Raw genomic sequence first — 22,203 nt, 5'->3', positions numbered from 1 at the left:
GAAAGCGACTAATTTATTTAATAAGAACGGTGGATATCGCAACGGTGGGGAGTCGCTCAAAACAACAAACCGGCCATAAGGCCGGTTTGTTGGATAACGCATCGGGTCATTACGCGTCGAACGGGTGACGCAGAACGATCGTCTCTTCGCGGTCGGGACCGGTAGAGATGATATCGACCGGTACACCGGTAACCTCTTCAATGCGTTTGATGTAGTTCAGCGCCGCCTGCGGCAGACCGTCACGCTGCTTCACGCCGAAGGTGCTCTCTTTCCAGCCCGGCAGCACTTCGTAGATCGGCTCAATGCCTTCCCAGCCCTCGGCGGCCAGCGGCGTTACGTCGACTTCGCGGCCATCCGGCAGGCGATAGCCTACGCAGATTTTCACTTCATCCAGACCATCCAGCACATCCAGCTTGGTCAGGCAGAAGCCAGACAGCGAGTTCAGCTCGACGGCGCGGCGCACGGCAACGGCGTCCAGCCAGCCGGTGCGACGGCGACGGCCGGTGGTGGCACCAAACTCGTTGCCCTTCTCGCACAGGAACTCGCCGACGCTATCGAACAGCTCCGTCGGGAACGGACCCGCGCCCACGCGGGTAGAGTACGCTTTCACGATACCCAGCACATAGTCCACACAGCGCGGACCGACGCCGGAACCGGTCGCCACGCCACCGGCGGTGGTGTTGGAGGAGGTCACGTACGGATAGGTACCGTGGTCGATATCCAGCAGAGTGCCCTGGGCACCTTCGAACATCACATATTCGCCGTTGCGATAGGCCTTGTTCAGCAGATCGGCAACGTCAACCACCATGCTGGTCAGCAGGTCAGCAACCGCCATCACTTCGTCCAGCACGCGCTGGTAATCAACGGCATCGACGTGGTAGTAGTTCACCAGCTGGAAGTTATGGTATTCCATAATCTCTTTCAGCTTAACGGCGAAGCTTTCTTTATCAAACAGGTCGCCGACGCGCAGGCCGCGGCGAGCGACTTTGTCTTCATAGGCCGGGCCGATGCCGCGACCGGTGGTGCCGATAGCCTTGGCACCGCGCGCTTTCTCTCGCGCATTGTCCAGCGCAACGTGATACGGCAGGATCAGCGGACAGGCTTCAGAGAGCAGCAGGCGCTCGCGCACCGGTACACCGCGCGCTTCCAGCTCGGTCATTTCGCGCAGCAGCGCATCCGGCGCCAGAACAACGCCGTTGGCAATAATACTGACGACATTTTCGCGCAGAATACCTGAGGGAATCAGATGCAGAACGGTTTTTTCACCGTTAATGACTAGCGTATGGCCCGCGTTGTGCCCGCCCTGATAGCGTACAACATACTTGGCCCGTTCAGTTAAGAGGTCTACGACCTTACCTTTACCTTCGTCACCCCATTGGGTGCCCAGTACGACGACGTTCTTGCCCATTTTAGCTATTCACCACGTTGTTAAAAATGGATTCTACCACCTCATTTTTCAGCTTTCAGCATTTTTCGCACACGATTGCGCAAATTTTGTCTGACATATCAGCCGCCGAGGCGACTACGCAACATGTAGTAGATAACCAGCCCTGCAACCACTAGACCTCCGCCGTAGCGGCGCAATAAACCATCAGGCAGCTGCGCCATCGTGGCGATCATCCGCCGCCAGGCCTGTGGAAATAGCATCGGCCCCAGCCCTTCAACGACCAAAACCAGCGCCAATGCCATCCAAATCGTCGAATTCATTTTTCCCCGCGAACGGTCGCACAGACCGAGTGTCTGAATAAAAGCGCGATTCTATAATCGACACGATGGAATGCAAAAATAAAACCTGCGCTATCCGCAGCATGTCGCAATAGGGTGGAATTTTAAGAACACTCCTTAGCCAATCTCGCGCGACATCCGCTATAATCCGCCAACTTTTTTTTGGAGGCGATATGAAACCTGGGCGCAACCACTTCTTTGACATTCTGCGCGTCGTATCGGTGCTCTTTGTGATCACCTCGCACTACAGCTATATGTTCGATAGCAGCACCGTTCTGACGTTCCCACGCGAATACCTGACGGCAGGCATCGGCCGCCTGGGCGTCTCGTTTTTCTTTATGATCTCCGGCGCGCTCGCCTATCTGTCGCTGCGCAAATACGCGGCCCCCGAATACTATCTGCGCCGCGTCTACTCGGTGCTGATCCCCTATAACATCGCCTACTTTGGTATGGCTCTGCTGCTGCTGGCGCTGGGGGTTTTCTTTACCTATCCCGGTAATCCGCTGGTCGAGGTTGGCCCCAACGGCACCCGCTCGGTGCTGGATATGCTGCCCTCAGTACTCGGCTTCGACCACTATCTGCACGGCGTTTATGAAATTAAGACGGTGTACTTTACCGGAGAGTGGTTTATCGGCTGCATCATCCTGCTGTATGTCATTTCACCACTGATCTACCGCGCCATTGTACGCTACCCGATGTGGACCATGCTGGCTACCGTCGCTATCACACTGATGGCCTATGACACCCGCGTCACCAACCCTTACTGGTCTGCCCAGGTGCGGATCAGCGACTTTACCTTCGGGATGCTGTTTATCCACCTGCAGGCGCAGTTCACCCGCTATGTGCGGCCGCTGGCGCTGATCGGCGCCCTGCTGATCGTCGCCGGCGTCAGCTGGGCCCATATCAGCCACCAGCCGGTGCGCGAGGTGCTGTTCCCGCTGGCGCCGGTAAGCCTGCTGTTTGCCGTCGCCTTCTTCTTTATCGTTCAAGGCGCCTATCAGCTGCTGCATCCGTGGCTCAGTCGGCCGCGGGTCAGCCAGATACTGCTCAGCCTGGCCTCCCGCGCCTATATCATCATGCTGTTGCAGCACGTGATCGTCATCTTCCTCAGCGTCAATATGGACATGTCGGTGCTCAACGCCACCCAGGCCATCGCCCTGTACCTGATCGTGCTGGTCACTATTGAACGGCTGTCGGTCCTGTTCAAACCGCTGGCGGTGAAAACTGAACGACTACTGATGAACAAGACACTGCGGCGCAGCGCCGGGCACATGCCGGCCGCCTGACAGGAAGGCTAGGCCGCCTGCATGCAAGAGGGATACCCTAGGGTATCCCTTTTTTTATTGAGGCAGCGATTCCCCCCGCCAGAGCACGGGTGCAACGCGCATGGGTTAGGGTTAGGGTTAGGGTTAGGGTTAGGGTTAGGGTTAGGGTTAAGCGCCAGCAGCGACCGCCCATCCCTCGCGTCGCCCAGGCACCGGAACACCAGCCCCGCGCACCGCATTACGCCGCCCAGATTACGCAGGCAGGGGCGATGCCGAGAAGCGCCCCATCTCGCCGTGGATTTTTAAGAGACAAAATCCTCCGGCATAGCCGCAGTTTTCAACAGACAAAAAAAGGGATGCCGCACCGGCATCCCTTCTCACCTAACGCTTAACCCGCGCTTACTTTGCGCTTTTGCCGCCGTCCGGCGACCTCATATACTTGAAGAAGTCGCTGTCCGGGCGCAGTACCATCACATCCTGACCCCCCTTAAAGCTATTCTCATAGGCTTTCAGGCTGCGGATAAAGGCAAAGAAATCCGGATCCTTACTGAAGGCATTGGCAAACAGCTTCGCCGCCTCGGCATCACCCTCACCGCGAATGATGCGTCCTTCACGCTCCGCGCCCGCCAGGGTACGGGTCACCTCATAGTCTGCGGTCGCGCGCAGCTTCTCAGCTTCTTCCTGCCCCTGTGAACGGTGACGACGGGCTACCGCCTCACGCTCGGCGCGCATACGCTGATAGATAGCGTCGGACACCTCGGTCGGCAGGTTGATCTGCTTGATACGCACGTCCACTACCTGGATCCCCAGGGCCGCCATACTGTTGGGGTTCACCGCCGGCTGCTTGCCGTTGGTCTCCCGCGCCACGCGCGCCGCCGCGCTAGCGATGGCGTCATCGGCCTCCGTCGGCGCCGCCGCATCGTCCACCGTACCGGTGTTCAGGGCATTACGCACGTCTTCCATCAGCTTACCGCGCGAGTCCGTCACGATATCCTTGATATCCAGACGGCCGATCTCGGAGCGCAGACGGTCGCTGAACTTACGCTTCAGCAGCACCTCTGCCTGCGACACATCGCCGCCGCCGGTCGCCAGGTAGTAGCGGCTGAAATCGCTGATGCGCCACTTGATGTAGGAGTCAACGATCAGGTCTTTCTTCTCTTTGGTCACGAAGCGGTCGGCCTGGTTGTCCATCGTCTGGATACGGGCATCCAGCGTCTTAACCGATTCGATAAAAGGTATCTTGAGATGCAGGCCCGGCGCATACACCAGCGGCTTGTTTTCATCATCACGCAGTACCTTACCGAAACGCAGCACGATGCCGCGCTGCCCCTCCTGAACCACAAACAGTGAAGCGTACAGCGCCACCAGCACGACGATGAGAATCACTAACAAAGACTTACGCATTAATAATCTCTCCCCAGTCGAGTGGTATCGTTACGCTGTGCGTTGACGCGACGCTGGTCCATCACGCTGCTGTCCGTGCTGCTGCCCGCGCTGGCCGGCTTGCTGCTGGCCTGCGGCGGATTGAGCCGGATTAGGCTGGTATCTTTACTGTCTCCGGCCTGGCTGGCGCCTTTATCGCCCGAGCGCATGATTTGCTCCAGCGGCAGCACCATCAGGTTGTTGCTCTTGTCATCCACCAGCACCTTGCGGGTATGCCCCAGCACGCGCTCCATGGTCTCCAGATACAGACGCTCGCGGGTGATCTCCGGCGATGCCTTGTATTCCGGCAGCAGACGGGAGAAGCGACCCACCTCACCCTGAGCCTCTAGCACGGTACGATCTTTATATGCCTTCGCATCTTCCAAGATACGCTGAGCCTGACCGTTGGCGCGCGGCTGGACTTCGTTAGCGTAGGCTTCAGCCTCACGGATGTACTGCTGTTCGTTTTCACGCGCGGCAATGGCATCGTCAAAGGCAGCCTTCACCTCTTCCGGCGGACGGGCCGCCTGGAAGTTCACGTCCAGAATGGTGATCCCCATGTGGTACGGACGGATGATCTCCTCCAGCACCTTCTGGGTATCGTTACGAATAACGGTACGCCCTTCCGTCAGGATGGTGTCCATGGTGTACTTGCCGATCACCGCGCGCAGGGCGCTGTCCGTAGCCTGACGCAGGCTGTCGTCGGCATTGGTCACGTTAAACAGGTACTCTTCCGGATTGGTCACCCGGTACTGCACGTTCATCTCAACGCGCACGACGTTTTCGTCAGAGGTCAACATGACCCCGGAGGCGGCCAGCTCACGCACCGACTCGACGTTAACCGGAATGACGTCATCGATAAAGGTCGGCTTCCAGTTCAGACCCGGCTGAACCAGGTGGCTGAACTTGCCAAAGCGGGTCACGACGCCACGCTCCGCTTCCTTGATGGTGTAGAAGCCGCTGGCGGCCCAGATAACCACCACCGCCGCGACGGCCAGCCCCACCACTTTTTTACCGCCGATAGACGAACGCGGGGTTCCTGCCGAGCCAGAGCCGCCGCTTTTGCCGCCGCCCAGTCCGCCCAGCTTCTTACTCACTTTACGGAACAGATCATCCAGATCCGGAGGCCCCTGATCGCGCCCCCCTTTATTATTGTTGCCGCCGGAGTTGCCGCCATTGTTATTGCTGCTCCCCCACGGGTCGCGGTTCTGTCCGTTATTACCGGGCTGATTCCACGCCATGCTTCGCTCCATTCTTCATTGATTGGTGTTCCCCAGGACTCAATCTATCAGGCAATTGCTAAACGATAAAGTTTATCAATTCCTGCTGCTGCTTGCAGAGACGACGCCAGTCAACGACCGGCATACGGACCTGTAGTCCGATGCTGCCATCCTCTTCAATCCATTCCTTTTCGATTGCCTGAAGCTGGTAAAAACGGCTGCGCAAACGCCCCGCCGCCGGCGGCAGACGCAGCGTATAGCTGGCAATCTCGCCGCCCAGACGTTCGCTTAACGCCTGGAATAACAAATCCATCCCGCTGGCCTGCTGGGCAGAAACCCAGACCCGCAGCGGACGGTTTTCTTCATCGCGATCGATGCGCGGGACAAAGTCCTGCAGCATGTCGATCTTGTTCATCACCAGCAGTACCGGAATCTCATCGGCTCCGATATCCGCCAGTACGGTATTGACCGCGTCAATATTCTCATCGACCCGCGTGTCCGATGCATCCACTACGTGTAATAAAAGTGAAGCCTGACGGGTTTCCAATAGCGTTGCCTTAAATGCCGCGACCAAATCGTGCGGCAAGTGGCGAATAAAGCCGACCGTATCGGCCAGCACCGTCGGCCCCACGTCATTAACCTCGACGCGGCGCAGGGTAGGATCGAGGGTCGCGAACAGCTGATCGGCGGCATAGACGGTCGCCGACGTCAGCGTATTGAACAGCGTCGACTTCCCCGCGTTGGTATAGCCCACCAGCGACACCGTCGGGATCTCGGCGCGTACGCGCGCTCGACGCCCCTGCTCTCGCTGTTTCTCTACCTTCTCCAGACGCCCGATGATCAAATGGATGCGATCGCGCAGCAGGCGACGGTCGGTCTCCAACTGGGTCTCACCCGGACCGCGCAGGCCGATCCCCCCTTTCTGGCGCTCCAGGTGCGTCCAGCCGCGCACCAGGCGAGTCGCCAGATGACGCAGCTGCGCCAGCTCAACCTGCAGCTTACCTTCATGGGTACGCGCCCGCTGGGCGAAGATATCCAGAATCAGTCCGGTGCGATCGATGACGCGGCACTGGCACAAACGTTCCAGGTTGCGCTCCTGCGCTGGCGACAGCGGGTGGTCGAACAGCACGACGGAGGCCTGGGTTTCGGCGACGGCCTGGGCAATTTCCTGCGCCTTGCCTTCGCCGACAAAATATTTGGGATGGGGCGCCTTGCGGCTACCGGTAATTACGCGCAGCGCCTGTACGCCGGCGGAGGAGACCAGCGATTCAAACTCGCTCAGGTCTTCGCTATCTTTTTCCTGAGAAAAATAGATATGAACCAATACGGCCTGTTCACCGGCTTCGTAACGGTCAAACAAAGGAGGAACCTCTCAAACGGCATAGTCCGATGAGAACGGAGAGCACAGATGACGGCACGCCATCACGGCTCCCCGACGGGACTGACCAACAATACGCCTTATTCAGCGTCATCACTGCCCTGAGTGGGCTGAGACGCGGCCTGACCACCGTGATGGTAGCTGCTGCCTGCGCTGCCCGTACCCGCATTGCCACTGTGGTGGGAAACCGGGCGGGACGGAACAACGGTAGAGATCGCGTGTTTGTAGACCATCTGGCTGACCGTGTTCTTCAACAGAATGACAAACTGATCAAAAGACTCAATCTGGCCTTGCAGCTTAATACCATTCACCAAATAGATCGAAACTGGGACACGTTCACGACGCAGCGCGTTCAAGAACGGGTCTTGTAAAGATTGCCCCTTAGCCATTCTATCTTTTCCTTATTTGCTAGTTGCTTGTTGTATATAACAATCGTTCAGTACTAAGAACCCGATGGTTCTAATCAAAAAAACTGCGTAAAAAATGCGCACGGTGTACTAATGGGTTCACAAGGCCGGGCAAACGCACAGCCATAGCCCAATTGTACACAATCAGTCAAGCGATGCACTAACAACCTGTGCCACGCAATCCAGCGCCTCAGCGGGCTTGTCGCTGTCCAGCCATTGCACTGACTCCCATCCGCGCAGCCAGGTCATCTGCCGCTTCGCCAACTGACGAGTGGCGCATACGCCACGATAAACCATCTCATCATAATCAATTTCACCGGCCAGATAGGACCACATCTGGCGGTAGCCGACGCAGCGTACCGAAGGCAGATCCGGATGCAGATCGCCGCGGGCAAACAGCCTGCGGGCCTCCTGCTCAAACCCGGCCTCCAGCATCTGCTGAAAGCGCAGCGCAATACGCTGATGCAACAGTTCACGGCTCGACGGCGCGATGGCAAACTGGCTGACGGCGTAGGGCAACGCCTCCCCACTCACGCGGGTCAGTTCAGTTAAAGTGTTACCCGAAACGAAAAAAACTTCCAGTGCGCGACTCAGTCTCTGCGGATCATTCGGATGAATACGGGCGGCGGCGACCGGATCAATCCGCGCGAGCTCACGGTGCAGCGCCTCCCAGCCCTGCTCGCGAGCCTGCTGTTCAATGCGTGCCCGCACCGCGGCATCCGCCGGCGGCAGCGGCGACAGCCCCTCCAGCAGCGCCTTATAGTAGAGCATGGTGCCGCCCACCAGCAGCGGAATGCGCCCCTGAGCGCTGATCTGCGCCATCTCACGCAGCGCATCGGCGCGAAAATCGGCGGCGGAGTAGCTCTGCGTCGGAGAGCGAATGTCGATCAGTCGGTGCGGCGCCCGCGCCAGCTCTTCGGCGCTGGGTTTGGCGGTGCCGATATCCATGCCGCGGTAGATCAGCGCCGAGTCCACGCTAATGATCTCCACCGGGAAACGCTCGCGCAGCGCCATGGCCAGCGCGGTCTTGCCCGAGGCGGTCGGCCCCATGATGAAAATAGCCGGGGGGAGTTTTTGCATCTGCTTGTCGTTACTCATTCAGTTGTTCTTCCTGGCGCAATCGCTCGACGCCGGGCTGTAAATTCAGCGGCTGCAGCAGCGCGCGGGGCGGCGACTGTACCAGTTGGGGACAGAGTCGTTCAAGATCGGCCAACAGCTGCACCGCCTGCGCCACCGTCCAAGGCACCTCGTCAGCGCTGTGCCAATGCACAGCGAGCCAGTCCGCCAGCGATGCGGCGTCGCACGCAGGAGCCGTCGCCAGATAGCGCAGCATCTGCGGGATCAGACGCGGCAGATTTTGCTGCCGCAGCGGCAGCGGCACCGCGTGCAGCTGCGCATGCTGGCGCTCAGGCTGCAGACGGATCCCCATCTGCTGCAGCAGCGGCTGCTGCGCCTGCAGCGCCTGCCGCTCCGCGGCCTCAAGGGTCAGACGCAGCGGTACCAGCAGAGGCTGTGCCTTCAGCCCCTCATCCGAGGGCTGCAGCTGGGCGCGCAGCAGGCAGCGCCGCGCATAGGACAGGCTGACCAGCGCCACGCCGCGGCGACACTCGGTCAAGGCGACCCCATCGGCGCACAGCGTCAGCACCCGCCCCAGGCTGTCGCCCGGCGCCGCGCGCTCCGCGGCGGTAGAGACCGCCACTGCGGGCGGCTCGGCCGCCGGCAGCGGCGCGCTGGGCGCGGCGACAAACGCGCTATCCGTCTCCCCCGCCGGGGTCGGGCTTGCCGCCAGCAGACGCTGGTACAGTTCGCCCTCCCGGCGGCGGAAAATATCGCCGGCGGGCATACGCGGCGCGGCCGCATGCGCCGGGCGCGGCGCTGACGCGACCGGCGAAGAGGCCGGGCGGTTAAACCGGTTTTCCCCCGCAGAGGCCCGGTTTTCGACGCCCCGCGGCCCCTCGTCCAACGCCGCTCCTGGGGTGGCTAGCGTCGGGTCATCCTGAGCGCTGGCAACCTGCGCCTGCTGCAGCACGTCGACGACGGCTTGATAGATAAAATCGTGCACCAGACGCGCCTGATGAAAGCGCACCTCGTGCTTGGCCGGGTGGACGTTGACATCCACCTGGCGGGGGTCGATCTCCAGATACAGCACGTAGGCGGGCGGCAGCTCATCGCTCAGGCGATCTTGGTAAGCCTGACGGATGGCATGGGTTATCAGCCGATCGCGCATCATCCGTCCGTTAACATAGCAATACTGCAGCTCGCCTATCTGGCGGATAGCCTGCGGCGCGGCTACCCAGCCGTGAATGGCCAGATCGTCATGGCGCCACGCCAGCGCCAGCGCATGCTGCACAAACGCCGTCCCGCAGATCGCCCCCAGACGACGCTCCCGCGCATCGCCCTCCCTGACCGCACGGTACTGGCGCACCGTCTTACCGTTATGCTGCAGCGTCAGGGTTATGTCAAAGCGGGCCAGGGCAATCCGCCGCACCACCTCGTCGATATGGGCAAACTCGGTCTTCTCGGTGCGCAGGAACTTGCGCCGGGCCGGGGTGTTATAAAACAGATCCAGCACCTCTAGCGTGGTGCCAACCGGGTGCGCCGCCGGCTTGACCGTCACCGCCATCTCTCGCCCTTCGGCATAGGCCTGCCAGGCCTCCGCCTGCCCTTCAGGGCGCGAGGTCATCGTCAAACGGGATACCGAGCTGATGCTGGCCAGCGCCTCGCCGCGAAATCCCAGGCTGACGATCGCCTCAAGATCATCCAACGTACTGATCTTACTGGTAGCATGCCGAGCCAGCGCCAGCGCCAACTCCGCCTTGCCGATGCCGCTGCCGTTATCCCGGATACGGATCAGCTTGGCACCGCCGCGCTCAATGTCGATATCGATGCGCGTCGCACCGGCATCCAGGCTGTTCTCGACCAGCTCTTTGACCACCGATGCCGGACGCTCCACCACCTCGCCGGCGGCAATTTGGTTCGCCAGCTGCGGCGGCAGGATCTTAATCGGCATAGGGATCTCCTTCGGGGTTAACGCGACGGAATGCGCAGCCGTTGCCCCAGCTGCACCTCGTCACTCTTCATCTTGTTGGCCTGACGCAGGGCATCCATGCTGACCCCATAGTGGGCCGCAATGCGCGTCAGGGTATCGCCGCGCTTCACCAGATGGATACGCGGGGCGCTGGCCGCGGCGGGCTGGGCACTACCGCCGGCGCTCGGCACCTTGAGGCGCTGCCCGACCCAGACCCCCTCTTTTTTCAGGTTATTGAGCCGCATCATCCCGCTCAGGGTCGAGCCATAGCGATTGGCGATCCCCAGCAGCGTCTCCCCGCGCTTCACCACGTGGATCTCGCTGGCGGAAGGGGCTACCGCCGCGGCCGCCGCGACGTTACCGGCCGCGCTGGCTGGCTGCGGCCGGTTTTCCACCTTTGGGCCGCTTTGCAACGGATGCGCCAGGAAGTAGCTGCGCACCCCCAGATAGATCGCCCGGGCAATCCGCTCCTGATGCTGGCCATTTCCCAGCTGGCGCTCCCCTTCGCTGTTGCTGATAAATCCGGTCTCCACCAGCAGGGAGGGAATATCCGGCGAACGTAGCACCCCAAGGCTGGCATGCTCCGGGTGGCGCTTATGCAGGCGCACCACGCTTTGCATTTGGCGCAGCACCTGCACCGCCACGTCATAGCCGACCCGCTGCGAGTGGCCGAACTGCAGATCGAGCACCGTCTGGCTCAGGTATTTATCCTGATTACTGTTCGCCAGCACGTCGCCGGCGCCGCCCAGCAGCTCGGACTGTTTCTCATGCTGCTCCAGCCACCCGGCCATCTCGCTATTGGCTCGTCGGTTCGAGAGCACCCAGACGGAGGCGCCGTTCGCGCTGCGATTGGGCGCCGCATCGGCATGGATCGAAATCAGCAGGTTCGCCTTCTGGCGACGGGCGACGTCCGAACGCCCCATCACGGAGATGAAGTAGTCGCCGCTGCGAGTCAGCACCGGCTGAAACATCGGATCGTCATCCATCAGCCCCCGCAGGCGTCGCGCGATCGCCAGCGTCACCTCTTTTTCCCGCAGTCCATCCTGGCCGATGGCGCCGGGATCCTGTCCCCCGTGTCCGGCATCGATCGCCACGACGATCTTCGAGCCGTCATAGCGCCCGGATTTTTTTACCGCGCTCACCGGTACCGATGGCAGCGGCGCCGCGGCGGGCGCAGGCGCGGGTGCCGCCGCCTGACGCGGACGAGAGTGGAATGGGTTTTTGCCCGTCGAGGCGGGAGGAGAGGCGGGAGCCACGGCCGCCCGACTTTCCGCCCGCAGCGTCAGCACGGCGCGATTACCGCTGCGCGCCACCGAAACCCGGGGACGCTGCGTCGTGTCCAGCACCAGTAGCACCTTGCCGGCGCGCTGCTCGCCGCCATCCCGGATGCGGCTGAGCATATTCTCTCCGCTGAACTGCATCGGCAGTCCGCCGGTGATCCGCTTGCTGTCGGCGATCTCGACCAGCACCCGATCCGGGTTACGCTCGATGCGATGACTCAGCTCAGGGGGGGCATTAAAGGTCAGCGTCACCACCGCCTGACGATCACCGTTGCTCACCTGAATATTGGTCAGCTGGGCGGCTCCGGCCATCGTAGCCAGACACCATCCCAGCGCCAGGGGTAACGTAATGCGCAAAAACCACTGCAACACCCTCATCCGTGCCCGTCCCTTATTGCCCGTTCAATGCGGCCAAAACGCTCTGGCCGTGTACGCTGTGCGCTTCAATCACCGCCTGGCGGCCGCCGCCGGTATAGGTCAGATGCAGGGTGATATCAGGCTCCGGTAAAAAGCCCATGCCCTGCTGCGGCCACTCCACCAGCAGCAGCGCATCTTGGGCAAAGTAGTCGCGGATCCCCATAAACTCCAGCTCTTCGGGATCGGCCAAGCGATACAGATCAAAGTGATACACCGGACGCGGCGCGAGCAGATAGGGCTCCACCAGCGTATAGGTCGGGCTTTTCACCGTTCCCTGATGCCCCATGGCCTGCAGGAAACCGCGGCTGAAGGTGGTTTTACCCGCCCCCAGATCGCCGTACAGATAAATTACAGTGGCGCGCTGGCAGGCCCGCGCCAGCGCGCCGCCCAGGGCAATGGTTGCCGCTTCATCCGGCAGTTGCAGTACGATACTTGTCATAGTTGTGTTGTGCGTTCTGGTAGTTCAAATTCAAGGATTAGCCCAACGCCTGATCTCAGGCAGTAGGTCACTGGCCAGCATACCCCGCTCGCCGTCGCGCCGCGCAGCGGCGTCGGCAGCCACGCCGTGTAACACGGCGCCGGCGCAGGCTGCATCATACAGCGTGAGCTTTTGCGCCAGCAAACCGCCAATGATACCAGAGAGTATGTCACCCATACCGCCGCTTGCCATCCCAGGATTACCGATATCAGCAATTGCGCAGCGCGCGTCATCCGCGATCAGCGTACCGGCGCCCTTGAGAAGCGCCACCCCGCCATAGCATCGCTGCAGCGCCCGTACCGCCGCGGGCCGATCGTTTTCCACATCGGCAATACCGCAGCCGAGCAGACGCGCCGCCTCGCCGGGGTGCGGCGTCATCACTCGCCATTCACAGACGCTGGGCGCACCGGACAACAGGTTCAGGGCGTCGGCATCCCACAGCATCGGCTTACGCACCGACGCCAGCGCAGCCAAGGCCCTCTGCCCCCACTCGCCCTGCCCCAGCCCCGGGCCCACCACCACCGCCTCGGCCCAGCTCAGCGCCTCCTTCAGCGTATCCGGGCTCAGCGCTTTCACCATCAGCTCCGGCGCCGCGGCCAGCAGCGGGGCGACGTGCTCCGCCCGGGTCAATACCCGGACCAGCCCGGCACCGCTGCGCAGCGCGGCCTGCCCGGCCAGACGAATCGCGCCGCCCATACCGCTGTCGCCGCCGATCAGCAGCAGTCGACCGTTGTCCCCCTTATGCGCCAGCGGCGATCGCGGTGCCAACCAACGCGGCAGACAGTGTCCATCCAAGCGCTGCAGCGGCCAGTCCTGCTGCGCCAGCCACGGCGTCAACCCCAACGGATCGCAGTGCAGCTGCCCGACGACCGCCCGCGCCAGCCCGGTCAACAGCCCCGGCTTGAGACAGATAAAGCTCTGGGTATGATCGGCCCGCACCACGGCTCCGGCCGCCGCGCCCGTATCGGCATTCAGCCCGGAGGGCAGATCGACGGAGAGCACCGGCGCAGGGTGGGCGTTTATCGCGGTAATCAGCCCGTCATAGGGGGCCCGCGGTGCGGCCGACAGACCGATGCCCAGCAGCGCATCCACGATCACCTCTGCCGCCGGCAGGGGCAGCGATGCCGCGATCTCACTGCCGCCGCACTGCAGCCACTGCGCGCGGGCCTGCTGCGCCTCCGGCGGCAGGGGAGAGTGTCCCGCCACCGCCATCAGCGTGACCTGCAGGCCGCTGGCGCGCGCCAGGCGTGCGATCACATAGCCATCGCCGCCGTTATTACCGTGACCGCACAGGATCAGCCAGCGGCGGGAGGTGGGGTAGCACTGGCGCCCACGGTTAAAAGCAGCCAGGCCAGCGCGCTGCATCAGCGTCGCCAGCGTGATCCCCTGCGCCGCGGCCGCGCGCGCCTCGGCGTTGCGAACCCAGTCCGCGGGCGCCACATAGTGTGATAAACTGTCGGCGTTCCGGTTGCAAGAATGGCCCATCATGACTCATCCCCTCGATCTGCATCAGTTAGCCCAACATATCAAGCAATGGGGTCTATCGCTAGGCTTCCAGCAGGTCGGGATCAGCGACACGGATCTCCGCGCCGAAGAGGCGCCGCTACAGGCGTGGCTGGACAGCGGCTACCATGGAGAGATGGAGTGGATGGCGCGCCACGGTATGATGCGCGCCCGGCCGGCCGAGCTGCTGCCCGGCACGCTGCGGGTGATCAGCGTACGCATGAACTACCTGCCGCCCAGCGCCGCCTTTGCCTCGACCCTGAAAGATCCGACGCTGGGCTACATCAGCCGCTATGCGCTGGGCCGCGACTACCATAAGGTGCTGCGCGCTCGGCTCAAAAAGCTGGGTGAGATGATCCAGGCGTACTGCGGTGAGCTCCATTTCCGTCCCTTCGTGGACTCGGCGCCGCTGCTGGAGCGCCCGCTGGCCGCCAAGGCGGGACTGGGCTGGACAGGAAAACATTCGCTGCTGCTCAACCCGCAGGCCGGCTCCTGGTTCTTTCTTGGCGAACTGTTAATCGATCTGCCGCTGCCCGTCGATACGCCGCAGACGGCGCAGTGCGGCCGCTGCGTCGCCTGTATCACCACCTGCCCGACCGACGCCATCGTCGCCCCCTATAAGGTCGACGCGCGCCGCTGCATCTCCTACCTGACGATCGAGCTGGAGGGCGCCATCCCCGAGGCGCTGCGACCCCTGCTCGGTAATCGCATCTACGGCTGCGATGACTGCCAGATGATTTGCCCGTGGAACCGCCTGGCTCCGCTGAGCGAGGAGGCCGACTTTCTGCCGCGGGCGGCGCTGCACGCACCGGCGCTAACCACCCTGTTCGCCTGGGATGAGTCGACCTTTCTGCGGATGACCGAAGGCTCGCCCATTCGACGCATCGGCTATCAGCGCTGGCTGCGCAACCTGAGCGTCGCCCTGGGCAACGCGCCCTATGATGCCCATATCGTCACCCTGCTACAGCAGCGCCTGGGCATCAGCGCGCTGTTGGATGAGCATATTCACTGGGCGCTGGCGCAGCAGCGGCAAAAACGCGCGGCGCAAGCGGTAGAGGTCATCAGCAGTCAGCAGCGCCGGCTTATTCGTGCGGTAGAGAAAGGGCTGCCGCGCGACGCCTAATGACAAAAAAGCGCTGGGCCGGTTGGCGCAGCGCTGTGCATAAAAATAGAATTCTTTTGTTATTCAATCCACACTGCGGACGCAAACGTTCCACATCGCTATTTTCATTTCAATTTATTATTTTATATCAATGAATTATATTGCGGTGCGTTTTTTGTACGCCGACGTGCACGGTGAGGGAAAGCGCATAAGCTGTGGATAAGTCTGTTTATGAAAGTGTGAACAGTCACGGCGGGCACCGTCTCTCGACGCTGTTGATAAATCAGATGAGGAAAACAAAAGAAGAAAATTGGAGCGGGAAACGAGACTCGAACTCGCGACCCCAACCTTGGCAAGGTTGTGCTCTACCAACTGAGCTATTCCCGCAGAGTGATGCTTCTGGCATCGACACCATAACAGTAACGGTGTTTAGAAGTTTGGAGCGGGAAACGAGACTCGAACTCGCGACCCCAACCTTGGCAAGGTTGTGCTCTACCAACTGAGCTATTCCCGCAATGGTACTACTTTTTTTCATCCAGCCGCACGGCGGCCTTCTAAATTTGGAGCGGGAAACGAGACTCGAACTCGCGACCCCAACCTTGGCAAGGTTGTGCTCTACCAACTGAGCTATTCCCGCGTCGCATAGCGGACGGTGTGCGTTTGAAAAACTTCACAATTCCGTCTCGGTACGGGGAGCGCATTATACGGAGATTTTCGTCCCCCGCAAGCCCCTTTCGCGAAAAAATCGTATAAATCGACTGACTGACGATAAAAACGCCCGGATGCGCAGATTATCGACGCCCGGGCGTGCCACGGCGCTATAGCTGGATAAAATGCGTACGGTAATACGCCAGTTCAGCCACCGATTCACGAATGTCGTCCAGCGCCTGATGGGTATTCTTCTTCTTGAACCCCTCCAGGATCTCCGGCTTCCAACGACGCGCCAGCTCTTTCAGGGTACTCACGTCCAGATAGCGATAGTGGAAATAGCGCTCCAGCTCCGGCATATAGCGGAACAGAAAGCGACGATCCTGACCGACGCTGTTGCCACAGATCGGAGAGACGCCGGCGGGTACCCACTGACGCAAAAAGTCGAGGGTCGCCTGTTCCGCCGCCGCGTCATCGTACTGACTGGCCTTCACCCGCGCCACCAGCCCGCTGGCGGTGTGGGTACGCACATTCCACTCATCCATCAGCGCCAGCTGGGCGTCATCCTGATGCAGCGCAATCACCGGCCCCTCCGCCAGCACGTTCAGATCGGCATCCGTCACCAGCGTCGCGATCTCGATGATCCGGTCGCGCTGCGGATCCAGTCCGGTCATTTCCAGATCGATCCAAATCAAACGCGTTTCACTTGCACTCATAGCTCCCCCGGCAAATAGTATTCAATGGCACGGCGTGTCCGCGCGATCGCGATGACGCTCAATTGCGGGACACAGCCCAGCGTGTATCATAGACACTTTACGCGCTGCGGGCGATCGCCGCAGCGCATCAAAAACAGAGTGAGGCGCAGTTGAGTAAGAAAAGACTATCGCACGGCCAGCAGCGACGGGTGCATGCCAATCACCAGCGTCGTCTGCAGCAGACGGACAATAGCGCAGAGATGGACGACAGCCTGTTCGGTGACGCCCAGGACGGGATTGTCGTCAGCCGTTTCGGCAAACATGCCGACGTTGAGGCCGCCGATGGCACTCAGCAGCGCTGCAACATCCGCCGTACCCTGCCATCGCTGGTGACCGGCGATCGGGTGGTCTGGCGCGCCGCGCTGCAGGCCGGCAGCAAAGGGATCGTCGAGGCCGTTCATCCGCGCAGCTCGGTACTGACGCGCCCGGACTACTACGATGGGGTAAAGCCCATCGCCGCCAATATCGATCAGATCGTCATCGTCTCGGCTATCCTGCCGGAGCTGTCGCTGAACATCATCGATCGCTATCTGGTCGCCTGTGAAACCCTCTGCGTCGAGCCGCTGATCGTGCTGAACAAGGTCGACCTGCTGGACGACGAGGGGCGCGAGTTTGTCGAACAGGCGATGGCGATCTACCGCCACATCGGCTACCGGGTCGTACTGGTCTCCAGCCACAGCGGCGAAGGCATGGCGCAGCTGCAGGCGCTGCTCACCCAGCGCATCAGCATCTTCGCCGGCCAATCCGGCGTGGGCAAATCCAGCCTGCTCAACGCGCTGCTGCCGGCGCTGGAGAGCCAGATCGAGGTCGGCGCCGTCTCCGATAACTCCGGTTTGGGCCAGCACACCACCACCGCGGCCCGCCTGTATCACTTTCCGCACGGCGGTGACGTGATCGACTCGCCCGGCGTCCGTGAATTTGGTCTGTGGCATCTGGATGCGGAGCAGATAACCCAAGGATTCATTGAGTTCCGTGACTACCTGGGCAGCTGCAAGTTCCGCGACTGTAAACACGGCAACGATCCGGGCTGTGCCCTGCGAGAGGCGGTCGCGCGCGGCGATATCGCAGAAACGCGCTTTGACAACTATCATCGTATTCTTGAGGGGATGGCGCAGGTTAAACTGCGTAAGAACTTCAGCAACGGCGACAGCTAACGCCGCTGCCCGGCCCGCGGTGGCCGACATGACGTCACAGGTGCCCCGCGCGGGCGTGAACAATGTATTATCCGGCTATGCTACGCATAGCCGGTAGATTCTTCTGTTGGATAAAGAGGCTAACGTGCTCGATAGCATTAAAATCAGACTGCAATATCTACTGCCGAAACAGGGGCTGACGCGCCTGGCCGGCTGGGCCGCCGATAAACCGGCCGGCTGGCTGACCCAGAGCGCCATCAAGGGCTTTGCCCGCTATTACGGCATCAATATGCAGGAAGCGCTTTACCCTGATCCGGCGCACTACAAGACCTTCAACGACTTCTTCGTCCGCCCGCTGCGCGACGGGGTACGCCCCCTCGCCGAGTTTGACGATGGCGTCGTGCTGCCCGCCGACGGAGCCATCAGCCAGCTGGGTCCCATTGACGCGGATCGCATCCTGCAGGCCAAGGGCCATGACTATACGCTGGAGGCGCTGCTGGCCGGACAGTATCCGCTGGCGGACACCTTCCGCGGCGGTCAGTTCGTCACCACCTACCTGTCACCGCGCGATTATCACCGGGTGCATATGCCCTGCGATGGTCAACTGCGCGAAATGATTTATGTCCCGGGCGATCTGTTCTCCGTCAACCCGCTGACCGCCGCCAACGTGCCCAATCTGTTCGCCCGCAACGAGCGGCTGATCTGTATCTTTGATACCGCCTTCGGCCCTCTGGCACAGATCCTGGTCGGCGCAACCATCGTCGGCAGCATCGAAACCGTCTGGGGCGGCTGCGTAAACAGCGAGCGTGCCGGTATTATCCGCCGCTGGACCTATCCGGCCGAAGGCGAGCACGCCGTCGCGCTGAAGAAGGGCCAGGAGATGGGCCGCTTCAAGCTGGGCTCAACGGTGATCAACCTATTCGCCCCCGGCCGCATCCAGTTTGACCGCGCCCTGAGCGCCGGCAGCATCACCCGGATGGGGCGTGAACTGGGCCATGCACCGGCCGCCGCGCAGGAATCCGCTGCCGACCCAGAGTCCGCATAATCCCCCGGCGCGGCGCCTATCGCCGCGCCCGTCCCCAGCAACGGCGAGGGCCGACCATGCGCCAGATCCTCCAACGTATTCTGCTGAGCGGCCTGTTGCTGCTACTGCTACCGGGGCTGGCGCAGGCGACGCTGAATGAACGCCAGCTGGCGTTGGATCTCAAGCAGGCCGAGGCGGCCAAAAGCGCGCCCGCACAGGCCGAAACCGTCGACGCCTTGCAAAGCGCCCTCGGATGGATAGACGAGGCCAAGGCCTCCGCCCAGCGCACCCAGCAATACCGCCGCGCCATCAGTGATTTTCCACGCCTGACCCGCGAACTGCGTCAGCAGCTCAGCGATGAAAGCCAGCCGCCCGCCCCAGCCGCCCTGCCGCCCGCCGGCGACGCGGAGCAGCGCATGCTACAGATCAGCAGCCAGCTGCTGGAGGTCGCCCGCCAGCTCCAGCAGGAGCAGGATCGCGCGCGCGACATCAGCGACTCCCTGAGCCAGGTGGCGCAAAAACAGGCCGCGACGCGTAAAGCGCTGAGCGAGGCAGAGCGCCGCCTGCAGGCGCTGACCGTCACGGAGACGGCGCTCTCCCAGGCCCAGTCCGCCCAGCTGCAGGCCGAAGTCGCCGCCCGCAAGGCGCAGGTCGATGAGCTAGAGCTGGAGCAGCTATCGGCCAACAATCGCCAGGAGCTGATCCGCCTGCAGAGCGAAGTGCTCAGCCGGCGTCATGAGCGCCTCGATCTGCAGCTGCAGGGGCTACGCAACAGCCTCAACAGCCAGCGCCAGCGCGATGCCGAGGAGGCGCTGGAGCGCACCCGTCGCCTAGTCGAGCAAAGCGACAACCTGCCGCGCTCGATCGTTGAGCAGCTCACCATCAACCAGACCCTGTCGCGCGATCTCAACCACCAGGCGCAGCGGCTGGACGATATCGCCGGGCGCCAGCGCACTATCGCCGGGCAGACCCAGCAGGTTCGCCTGGCCCTCAACACGCTGCGTGAGCAGGCGCAGTGGCTGAGCGTCTCGCCAGCGCTGGGTGAGACGCTGCGCGATCGCCTGGCGCGGCTGCCGGAGATGCCCAAGCCGCAGCAGCTGGACAGCGACATGGCGCGCCTGCGCGTTCAGCGCCTACGCTATGAGGCGCTGCTGGATAAACTCGCCCCCGCCAGCGACTATCGCCAAAACGACGGCGAGCCGCTCAGCGGCGCACAGCAGCGCCTGCTGGCCCCCCAGTTGGCGACCCAGCGCGAGCTGCTCAACTCCCTGCTGTCAGGCTGCGATAGCCAAATTCTGGAGCTGACCAAGCTCAAGGTCGCCAATACCCAGCTCATCGAGGCCCTGACGGAGGTGCGCGAGGCAACCCACCGTTACCTGTTCTGGGCGGCGGACATCGATCCGGTCGGGCTGGGCTACCTACTGACCACCCTGCGGGCGCTGGATCGTCTGCTGTCGCTGGACACCCTGTCCCAGCTCAGCCAGGCCACCATGATGATGCTGACCGACCGCACCACTCTGCTGCCGCTGTGCGCGGCCCTGCTGCTCGTCGGGTTCAGCGTCTATTCGCGCCGCTACTACAGCGCGTTTCTGGCGCGCGCCGCCGGGCGCGTCGGCAAGGTCAATCAGGATCACATCTCGCTGACCCTGCGTACCCTGCTGTGGTCGATACTGGTCGCGCTGCCGCTGCCGGTGCTGTGGGCCGCCGTAGGCTACGGGCTGAGCAACGCCTGGCCCTATCCGGTGGCCGTCGCCATCGGCGAAGGGGTCAGCGCAGCGTTGCCGGTGCTGTGGGCCTTTATGATCAGCGCCGCCTTCTCCCGCGACAGCGGGCTGTTCATTGTCCACTTCGGCTGGGGCGAACGTCAGGTGCGGCGCGCCATGCGCTATTACCGCATGTCTATCTGGCTTATCGTACCGCTGCTGATGGCCGTGGTGACCTTCAACAATCTGGCCGATCGCAGTTTTACCGCGCCCCTCGGCCGCGCCTGCTTCATCATGCTGTGCCTGGCTCTGCTGCTGCTGACCACCAGCCTGCGCCGCGCCGGCATTCCGCTCTACCTCAATCGCGCAGGCTCCGGTGAAAATCTGCTGAACCACCTGCTGTGGGGCGGACTGCTGTGCGCGCCGGCGGCGGCGATCCTGGCCGCGCTGCTCGGCTACCTCGGCGCGGCGCAGGTACTGCTGGCGCGCTTGGAGACCTCCGTCGCCATCTGGTTCTGCCTGCTGATGGTCTATTCGGTGATCCGACGCTGGATGTTAATCCAACGCCGGCGCATCGCCTTCGAACGGGCCAAGCAGCGGCGCGCCGAGCGGTTGGAGAAGCGCAGCCGCCATGATGAGGATGGCCTGCATCCCGCCGGCGTCGAAGGCAGCCAAGAGGTCGACGAGAGCGTGGTGGATCTGGACGCCATCAGCGAGCGCTCCCTGCGGCTGGTGCGATCGATCCTGACGATGATCGCGCTGGTTTCGCTGATCTGGCTATGGTCAGAGCTGCATTCAGCCTTCGCCTTCCTAGAGAACATTCGCCTGTGGGACGTCACCGCCAGCGGCGTCGGCGGCGAGACCCTGCAGCCGATCACCCTGGGCGCCGTGCTGATCGCCATTCTGGTGATCCTGGTCACCATTCAGCTGGTCAAAAATCTGCCGGCCCTGCTGGAGCTGGGGCTACTGCAGCACTTAGAGCTGAGCCCCGGCACCGGCTATGCCATCACCACCATCACCAAATACCTGCTGATGATCGTCGGCGGTCTGATCGGCTTTTCGCTGCTGGGGATCGAGTGGTCTAAGCTGCAGTGGCTGGTGGCGGCGCTGACCGTCGGCCTGGGCTTCGGCCTTGGGGAGATCTTCGGCAACTTTATCTCGGGCCTGATCATCCTGTTTGAAAAACCGATCCGCATCGGCGATACGGTAACCATTCGCGATCTGACCGGGACCATCACCCGTATCAATACCCGGGCCACCACCATCTCTGACTGGGATCGTAAAGAGATCATCGTGCCCAACAAGGCCTTTATCATGGAGCAGTTTATCAACTGGTCCTTAAGCGATCCCATCACCCGCGTGGTGCTGACGGTGCCCGCGGAGGCCAGCGCCAACAGCCAGCGGGTAACCGAGCTGCTGCTGCAGGCGGCCGGACAGTGTTCACTGGTGCTGGCGACCCCGGCGCCGGAGGTCTATCTGGTCGATATTCAGCAGGGGATCCAGATCTTCGAACTGCGCATCTACGCCTCGGAGATGGCGCACCGTATGCCGCTGCGCCACGAGCTGCACCAGCTGATCCTGGCCGCCTACCGCCAGCACGATCTGGTGCTGCCGTTCCCGCCGATCCAAATCGGCAGCGACTCGCTGCGCCAGGTCCGCGGCGGTCAACGGCGCGGCTTTAGCGCCGGCGGCGTATGACGGACATAAAAAAACCC

Annotated in this window: 17 protein-coding genes and 3 tRNA genes; 5 read left to right on the top strand and 15 right to left on the bottom strand. The window is 62.1% G+C overall.

What is annotated here, in order from left to right; genetic code table 11:
* Nucleotides 1-109: 109 nt before the first annotated feature.
* Both BRD58_RS02045 and BRD58_RS02040 read right to left on the bottom strand, forming a co-directional pair.
* Nucleotides 110-1,408 carry an adenylosuccinate synthase gene (locus tag BRD58_RS02045; protein WP_012847234.1) on the bottom strand — a complete coding sequence of 433 codons (1,299 nt, stop codon included), beginning with the start codon at nucleotides 1,406-1,408 and terminating at the stop codon, nucleotides 110-112.
* 98 nt (nucleotides 1,409-1,506) lie between these two features.
* Nucleotides 1,507-1,707, bottom strand: coding sequence for a DUF2065 domain-containing protein (locus BRD58_RS02040; protein WP_015460798.1), 201 nt, complete (start codon nucleotides 1,705-1,707; stop codon nucleotides 1,507-1,509).
* Between the two features lie 191 nt (nucleotides 1,708-1,898).
* Here BRD58_RS02040 and BRD58_RS02035 point away from each other — a divergent pair, with 191 nt between their 5' ends.
* Nucleotides 1,899-3,011 carry an acyltransferase family protein gene (locus BRD58_RS02035; RefSeq protein WP_012847232.1) on the top strand — a complete coding sequence of 371 codons (1,113 nt, stop codon included), beginning with the start codon at nucleotides 1,899-1,901 and terminating at the stop codon, nucleotides 3,009-3,011.
* Nucleotides 3,012-3,389: 378 nt separating this feature from the next.
* On the opposite strand, the gene hflC is transcribed toward BRD58_RS02035, so the two are convergent.
* The 9 genes from hflC to nnr form a co-directional block, all read right to left on the bottom strand.
* Complete coding sequence (gene hflC, locus BRD58_RS02030) at nucleotides 3,390-4,394, bottom strand: protease modulator HflC (protein WP_012847231.1); 1,005 nt, start codon at nucleotides 4,392-4,394, stop codon at nucleotides 3,390-3,392.
* A complete protein-coding gene (hflK, locus tag BRD58_RS02025) occupies nucleotides 4,394-5,653 on the bottom strand; it encodes an FtsH protease activity modulator HflK (protein ID WP_069578078.1) in 1,260 nt (419 codons plus the stop codon). The genes hflC and hflK overlap by 1 nt, the downstream gene beginning before the upstream one ends.
* A 58-nt stretch (nucleotides 5,654-5,711) precedes the next feature.
* The gene (gene hflX / locus BRD58_RS02020) at nucleotides 5,712-6,992 is read right to left on the bottom strand and encodes a ribosome rescue GTPase HflX (RefSeq protein ID WP_012847229.1); all 1,281 of its coding nucleotides are present in this window, start codon (nucleotides 6,990-6,992) and stop codon (nucleotides 5,712-5,714) included.
* A 98-nt stretch (nucleotides 6,993-7,090) separates the two neighbouring features.
* Nucleotides 7,091-7,399 (bottom strand): RNA chaperone Hfq, encoded by a 309-nt coding sequence (hfq, locus tag BRD58_RS02015; RefSeq protein ID WP_014524170.1) that lies wholly within the window; start codon nucleotides 7,397-7,399, stop codon nucleotides 7,091-7,093.
* 162 nt (nucleotides 7,400-7,561) lie between these two features.
* On the bottom strand, nucleotides 7,562-8,515 hold the full coding sequence (gene miaA / locus BRD58_RS02010) for a tRNA (adenosine(37)-N6)-dimethylallyltransferase MiaA (RefSeq protein ID WP_012847227.1): 954 nt from the start codon (nucleotides 8,513-8,515) through the stop codon (nucleotides 7,562-7,564).
* On the bottom strand, nucleotides 8,508-10,427 hold the full coding sequence (mutL, locus tag BRD58_RS02005; protein ID WP_073381496.1) for a DNA mismatch repair endonuclease MutL: 1,920 nt from the start codon (nucleotides 10,425-10,427) through the stop codon (nucleotides 8,508-8,510). Before mutL ends, miaA begins: the two co-directional genes overlap by 8 nt.
* A gap of 17 nt (nucleotides 10,428-10,444) precedes the next feature.
* A complete protein-coding gene (gene amiB / locus BRD58_RS02000) occupies nucleotides 10,445-12,103 on the bottom strand; it encodes an N-acetylmuramoyl-L-alanine amidase AmiB (protein ID WP_073381494.1) in 1,659 nt (552 codons plus the stop codon).
* Nucleotides 12,104-12,116: 13 nt separating this feature from the next.
* Nucleotides 12,117-12,581, bottom strand: a complete 465-nt coding sequence (gene tsaE, locus BRD58_RS01995) for a tRNA (adenosine(37)-N6)-threonylcarbamoyltransferase complex ATPase subunit type 1 TsaE (protein ID WP_012847224.1) — start codon at nucleotides 12,579-12,581, stop codon at nucleotides 12,117-12,119.
* 30 nt (nucleotides 12,582-12,611) lie between these two features.
* Entirely contained in the window at nucleotides 12,612-14,108 is a 1,497-nt protein-coding gene (gene nnr, locus BRD58_RS01990; protein WP_069578072.1) for a bifunctional ADP-dependent NAD(P)H-hydrate dehydratase/NAD(P)H-hydrate epimerase, read from the bottom strand.
* On the opposite strand from nnr, the gene queG reads away from it, so the two are divergent.
* Entirely contained in the window at nucleotides 14,107-15,246 is a 1,140-nt protein-coding gene (gene queG / locus BRD58_RS01985; protein ID WP_069578070.1) for a tRNA epoxyqueuosine(34) reductase QueG, read from the top strand. The two genes, nnr and queG, sit on opposite strands and share 2 nt — an antisense overlap.
* Before the next feature lie 290 nt (nucleotides 15,247-15,536).
* Here queG and BRD58_RS01980 read toward each other — a convergent pair.
* The 4 genes from BRD58_RS01980 to orn form a co-directional block, all read right to left on the bottom strand.
* Nucleotides 15,537-15,612, bottom strand: a tRNA-Gly gene (locus BRD58_RS01980).
* 51 nt (nucleotides 15,613-15,663) lie between these two features.
* A tRNA-Gly gene (locus BRD58_RS01975) sits at nucleotides 15,664-15,739 on the bottom strand.
* A 47-nt stretch (nucleotides 15,740-15,786) separates the two neighbouring features.
* A tRNA-Gly gene (locus BRD58_RS01970) sits at nucleotides 15,787-15,862 on the bottom strand.
* Between the two features lie 181 nt (nucleotides 15,863-16,043).
* On the bottom strand, nucleotides 16,044-16,589 hold the full coding sequence (gene orn, locus BRD58_RS01965; RefSeq protein ID WP_012847220.1) for an oligoribonuclease: 546 nt from the start codon (nucleotides 16,587-16,589) through the stop codon (nucleotides 16,044-16,046).
* A gap of 149 nt (nucleotides 16,590-16,738) precedes the next feature.
* Here orn and rsgA point away from each other — a divergent pair, with 149 nt between their 5' ends.
* The 3 genes from rsgA (at nucleotide 16,739) to mscM (ending at nucleotide 22,186) form a co-directional block, all read left to right on the top strand.
* On the top strand, nucleotides 16,739-17,782 hold the full coding sequence (rsgA, locus tag BRD58_RS01960; protein WP_069578068.1) for a small ribosomal subunit biogenesis GTPase RsgA: 1,044 nt from the start codon (nucleotides 16,739-16,741) through the stop codon (nucleotides 17,780-17,782).
* A gap of 124 nt (nucleotides 17,783-17,906) precedes the next feature.
* The gene (asd, locus tag BRD58_RS01955; protein ID WP_051065060.1) at nucleotides 17,907-18,806 is read left to right on the top strand and encodes an archaetidylserine decarboxylase; all 900 of its coding nucleotides are present in this window, start codon (nucleotides 17,907-17,909) and stop codon (nucleotides 18,804-18,806) included.
* A 56-nt stretch (nucleotides 18,807-18,862) separates the two neighbouring features.
* A complete protein-coding gene (mscM, locus tag BRD58_RS01950) occupies nucleotides 18,863-22,186 on the top strand; it encodes a miniconductance mechanosensitive channel MscM (RefSeq protein ID WP_073381492.1) in 3,324 nt (1,107 codons plus the stop codon).
* The last annotated feature ends 17 nt before the right edge of the window (nucleotides 22,187-22,203 follow it).

The sequence above is a fragment of the Edwardsiella piscicida genome, from assembly GCF_001896205.1.
Taxonomy (GTDB): Bacteria; Pseudomonadota; Gammaproteobacteria; order Enterobacterales; family Enterobacteriaceae; genus Edwardsiella; species Edwardsiella piscicida.
This window is presented reverse-complemented; position numbering and strand designations above follow the sequence as displayed.